This window comes from Faecalibacterium prausnitzii (assembly GCF_003324185.1).
Lineage (GTDB): Bacteria > Bacillota > Clostridia > Oscillospirales > Ruminococcaceae > Faecalibacterium > Faecalibacterium prausnitzii.
The window spans coordinates 1-1661 of sequence record NZ_PXUP01000056.1; the positions used below are offsets into that span (position 1 = coordinate 1).

Consider the following 1661-nt stretch of genomic DNA (forward strand, 5'->3'; position numbering starts at 1 on the left):
GACCATCTTAGATGCTCTGTCATTGCCTGACTCCTTAGAAAGGAGGTGATCCAGCCGCAGGTTCTCCTACGGCTACCTTGTTACGACTTCACCCCAATCACCAGTTTTACCTTCGGCGGCGTCCTCCTTGCGGTTAGACTACCGACTTCGGGTCCCCCCGGCTCTCATGGTGTGACGGGCGGTGTGTACAAGGCCCGGGAACGTATTCACCGCAGCATGCTGATCTGCGATTACTAGCAATTCCGACTTCGTGCAGGCGAGTTGCAGCCTGCAGTCCGAACTGGGACGTTGTTTCTGAGTTTTGCTCCACCTCGCGGTCTTGCTTCTCTTTGTTTAACGCCATTGTAGTACGTGTGTAGCCCAAGTCATAAAGGGCATGATGATTTGACGTCATCCCCACCTTCCTCCGTTTTGTCAACGGCAGTCTGGCCAGAGTCCTCTTGCGTAGTAACTGACCATAAGGGTTGCGCTCGTTGCGGGACTTAACCCAACATCTCACGACACGAGCTGACGACAACCATGCACCACCTGTCTCTGCGTCCCGAAGGAAACACATATTTCTATGTGCGTCGCAGGATGTCAAGACTTGGTAAGGTTCTTCGCGTTGCGTCGAATTAAACCACATACTCCACTGCTTGTGCGGGCCCCCGTCAATTCCTTTGAGTTTCAACCTTGCGGTCGTACTCCCCAGGTGGATTACTTATTGTGTTAACTGCGGCACTGAAGGGGTCAATCCTCCAACACCTAGTAATCATCGTTTACAGTGTGGACTACCAGGGTATCTAATCCTGTTTGCTACCCACACTTTCGAGCCTCAGCGTCAGTTGGTGCCCAGTAGGCCGCCTTCGCCACTGGTGTTCCTCCCGATATCTACGCATTCCACCGCTACACCGGGAATTCCGCCTACCTCTGCACTACTCAAGAAAAACAGTTTTGAAAGCAGTTCATGGGTTGAGCCCATGGATTTCACTTCCAACTTGCCTTCCCGCCTGCGCTCCCTTTACACCCAGTAATTCCGGACAACGCTTGTGACCTACGTTTTACCGCGGCTGCTGGCACGTAGTTAGCCGTCACTTCCTTGTTGAGTACCGTCATTATCTTCCTCAACAACAGGAGTTTACAATCCGAAGACCTTCTTCCTCCACGCGGCGTCGCTGCATCAGGGTTTCCCCCATTGTGCAATATTCCCCACTGCTGCCTCCCGTAGGAGTCTGGGCCGTGTCTCAGTCCCAATGTGGCCGTTCAACCTCTCAGTCCGGCTACCGATCGTCGCCTTGGTGGGCCGTTACCTCACCAACTAGCTAATCGGACGCGAGGCCATCTCAAAGCGGATTGCTCCTTTTCCCTCTACCCGATGCCGGGTCGTGGGCTTATGCGGTATTAGCAGTCGTTTCCAACTGTTGTCCCCCTCTTTGAGGCAGGTTCCTCACGCGTTACTCACCCGTTCGCCACTCGCTTGAGAAAGCAAGCTCTCTCTCGCTCGTTCGACTTGCATGTGTTAGGCGCGCCGCCAGCGTTCGTCCTGAGCCAGGATCAAACTCTTTATAAATGATATTTATCACTTAAAAGTGTTAAATCTTGTTTCGCTCAGCACGCAATCGCTTGCGTCCTGTGTGAATTACTTTTGTTTGGAATTGTTTACCGTGTTTTTCCAACACGAA

General features: G+C 52.6%; 1 rRNA gene. It reads right to left on the reverse strand.

The features are described from left to right. Positions 1-38: 38 nt before the first annotated feature. Positions 39-1549 (reverse strand): 16S ribosomal RNA (locus C7J97_RS14615). Positions 1550-1661: the final 112 nt, after the last annotated feature.